The organism is Bradyrhizobium sp. UFLA06-24, assembly GCF_054967145.1.
In genome coordinates this window covers 1-3,719 of the sequence record NZ_JADFUE010000153.1, presented here as the reverse complement: position 1 = coordinate 3,719, position 3,719 = coordinate 1, and the positions used below count along the sequence as shown (strand labels likewise).

General features: G+C 60.3%; 2 protein-coding genes. Both read right to left on the bottom strand.

Annotation, left to right across the window (positions count from 1 at the left end; all coding sequences use genetic code 11):
• Positions 1–160 precede the first annotated feature (160 nt).
• Positions 161–1,105, bottom strand: a complete 945-nt coding sequence (locus IF809_RS38145; protein WP_018647405.1) for a hypothetical protein — start codon at positions 1,103–1,105, stop codon at positions 161–163.
• A gap of 2,181 nt (positions 1,106–3,286) precedes the next feature.
• Positions 3,287–3,719: pectinesterase family protein (locus tag IF809_RS38140; protein WP_462840044.1), on the bottom strand; the 433-nt coding region annotated here is incomplete at its 5' end.

Genomic DNA, 3,719 nt, shown 5'->3' with positions numbered 1-3,719 from the left:
TCCCAATACATCGATCAACACGACTGAAGCCGCCTGGGAGCCGTGGCGCCAGCCGGCGCCAACGATCGCTCCTATATCCCGCAGCTCCGGAGCCGCCCCCGGCGGTCCTGCGAACGACGAGGCGGCTGCAAATTCAGATGCTGGCGCAGAGCGCGCATCGTCACGCAAGTCGTGGGGTGTGGGGTGGATCCAGATCAACGAAGGAGTCGAGACCGCCGTAGATGTTTGACGATCGAGGCCTCACGCACGACGGCGATGCGGAGTCTTGCATCTGTTGCCCGAGCCAGGCCCAGGCTCCCTGGCTGGGGGTGGCCGGTGTAGCAGGAAGCTCGAGCGGCGGATGAGCTTGCGCGCCCCAGTGCGGCGCTGGCTCTGGTGAGGCGGGTCCTTGGATCTGCTCGCCAAGCCAGTTCCAGGCTCCGGCGCTCGGCGTCGCCGGGGTTGCGGGAAGCTGCTGCGACGAACCGGCCTGCCAATGGCTGGGCGGCGCTGGCATCGATATGTTGGGCCCGTGGATCTGCTCGCCAAGCCAATCCCAGGCGCCCGCGCTCGGGCTAGCTGGCGTTGCGGGAGGACCCTGCAGTGCATGCGGCTGTCGAGCAGCTTCCCAAGAAGGCTGGCCCGGATCCTCAGGAGGCCTCAATCCAAGCGCCCTGTTCGCCTCCAGGATTTGCTCGTATCCGCCAAGTTTGACCAGATCAGCATTGATCTTCTTGTCGTTGGTTTCGCGCCTGTACTCCTCGAGATCCCGGACAAACGCGGGGGTGGAAAGTCGGCCGGCCATCGGTGGCCTATCATGGGTCCGCAGCCACTCACTCAGCTTAGACATGCGGCGAGCTTGCCTGTCGATCGTCTTCGGCTCGATCCTGTGTGTTGCCTTTTCCGCCGCCGCCCACATGTGGATGAGGGTTGCGTCCGCGCCGTGAGGAGCCAGTCGGCGGAGATCAGGCGCCAGGGCGTTTCCGGCACCGACCTCACGGAGCTTCTTCAAGGCCGCCTTGATGCGCGTGCCGCGGCGGCCTGCGTACCTGTCGACCTCCTCATCGAGCTCAGCTTCCAGCTGGTGGTTTTCCACCTCCGGATTGTCCTGCTGCGCGTTTTCCAATTCCCGGCTATTCGATCCGCAATTGAGGGCCTGCCGTGCTCGCTCAGGAGCACGCTCAAATGGCGCAAATCGGTTGCCGCATTCTTGATCGTGCCGTCGGTGAGGTTACCCGCCGCCTTGTTTCGGAAATCTTTAATGAGCTCCTCATCGGCCGCAGGGACCCCGCGCGTCCGGCCCGGCTGCCTCGCATAATCAATTCGTAAATTCGTCGAAAAGACGTCAGATTGCCCAGCGTCGCGCGACGAATTTTCACTGCTGCTCCGGCCAAGCGCCTTGCCGATTCCCGACTTGAAGCGTGACCATAATCTGCGGCTTTTTCCGCTTTTGGCCGACGCGGCAGACTCTGCGTCCGGAAAGCTTTAGCGCGCGCTGCTGAACAGATCATCTCGCAAACTAGACTGCGGCACTTGCGTCGCAGCGGTAAGCTGAAAGCTGGGAATGTCTACGCTCCGGCGCGTGTCGCCTAGCGCACTCTCCCTAAAAGTGGAGTGCGGCGGCGCCCGCATCGAACCGCCGAAATCGTCCCGCCGGACTGCTCGACCACCTCCTGCGGGAGGCCGATCAGGTGAAGTTGACTTGCTTTGATCAGACGGATCGAGATGCAAATCCTCCATACGCTTCTCAAAGTCGCCTTGCTCGCTTGAGTCGCCCCGTCGCTGACCCGCCCGCCCCGGCAGCGCGGCGTACTCCCGCATCCAGGCTCCTGAATCGAAGAATGGGTCAACCGGATCCATCCTGCTCTCCTCATGTTTGTAGAGACCCTGCAGCAATCCGTACGGCCTGGATTACGGCGAGATTGCAGCTCTTCAGATTCTCGATTGTTGTAGCCGCAACCTTTCAAGAAGCTGACGAGATCAGGATATTGCTGCGCGCGAGACCGGCGTCGCATCGGCACCCGCCTGACGACGGACGGAGTTGCTCCAATTTTATCGCACCTCTTCGCCGGTTTCGTGTTCGAGCTGACGAAATTGGTCGACCGATCTAACAATGGATCGCCGGTCGATCGTGCGCCGAATTCAAGCATCACGGCGGGACTTACATAGCCGCTACCGTCTCCAATGGATCATACGTGACGTGCATCTTGTCGTCCTTATCAATTTTGGTAGTGAGCTTGTCCTATTGCAGGCGTTCATTGATGACGCACAACGTCTTTTCCTTGACGCAGACCGGAGGCGTTCTCGCGCGTTGGCACTTTTGCTTTGACTGCGGTTCTGAGGGACCAAATTGTCCACCGGGTCCGGAGCTGTTGCTCGAATGCCGTATGTGAGATCCACGTCGTACGAGAAACGGCGAATTGCGCCGTAAGCCTTCGAAAGGGACGTTCCGCTCGGAGACGAGATTCTCGCCCAGTGGCGACGAGCGCGTTCAGGCATCAAAACGACCCCAAACATTCTTTTTCGAGAAGATGTGCAGGGCGTCCTGAGTTCGCAGCAGTAACGGTGCCTGGCAAGCCAAGTTGGCAATGAAGATCCGGCAGACTTCGATTCGCTCACTTCAATCGGGCTCAGTCTTTGACTGAGGGACCGCAAGGCTTCTCTTGCAGTCTCGGGACCGCCCCGCTCGAGCGCGCACGACCTCACCTGCACGACGGCTTGGCCATCGTAAGCTGCCAACGCGGTGCATGCTTGAACTCCACAACTTGCTTGCCAAGATGGAGCTCGCGGAACGCCCCCGAAGTCAAATAAACCTGCCGAACAGTCTGCGGCCTCGTCAACCGAGTTGGTTGGCTGAGGCAGCGCCTCCGTAACCGATGATTTCGCCGCGGCGCGCCTTGGTCTCCTCAACAACTTTTCGACCGACTGAGCTCTCGTTCCGAAGCAACTTTCGACGGGGCGCAGATAGGCGCCCTCGCCTCGCGCACGGGAATTTTCGTCGCTCACCGACCGAACGAATATAGCCGCGAAGCATCAGCCCACTTCGCTCTCCGGAGATCTGCGCAAGGCGCTGAACAGGCAAATCAGCCGTTCCCGAGCGATGACGACGTGCTGACGTGACGGTCCGTAGAGCTTGCCGACACTGATCCGCCAAAACGGACAAGATGATCTGCGAGCTGAAGCGGGCGCATGTGGGTGGACGGCGAACAGATGAGATCGTCGCGCCGGCCCCCCTTTCCGTCGGTTTGGCTCCGGCGGCGGTTGGGTTGCTGTACAAGACTCTCCATCACAATCAGGCTCGCTCCCCTCATTCATCCGAGGATCGCCGTGGAACCCCTTCACCGTGAACATTGCTCTTTGTTCGAACCTGATGGTTCGTGGGCAGCCAATCTGTGACACCCGCGAAGAACACTCTCAGCGACCATCTCGCAGCTTCGCCATCTTTCAGTTGATGGGAATGAGGCTCGCGGCCTGATGGGTTAGCACCGATGCCGAAGGATCTATATTCGGCATAATAGCTCGTGCTCAACTTGTTGGTCTCGCCGGGAGCCCATTCGCGCCAGCCTTCCGCAATCACTCGTGCATCTATCTTTGTCGACAGGAAGACCACTGTGGCGTAGGAGCGCCAGGGGCGGCCAAGCGCGATATAGCGCGCAGCAGGGTCGGCACTTAGCCTGCAATGATCAAAAACATAGCCACTGTCCTCATCCGGCGTTGCCTTGCTCTGAGCGGTATAGATG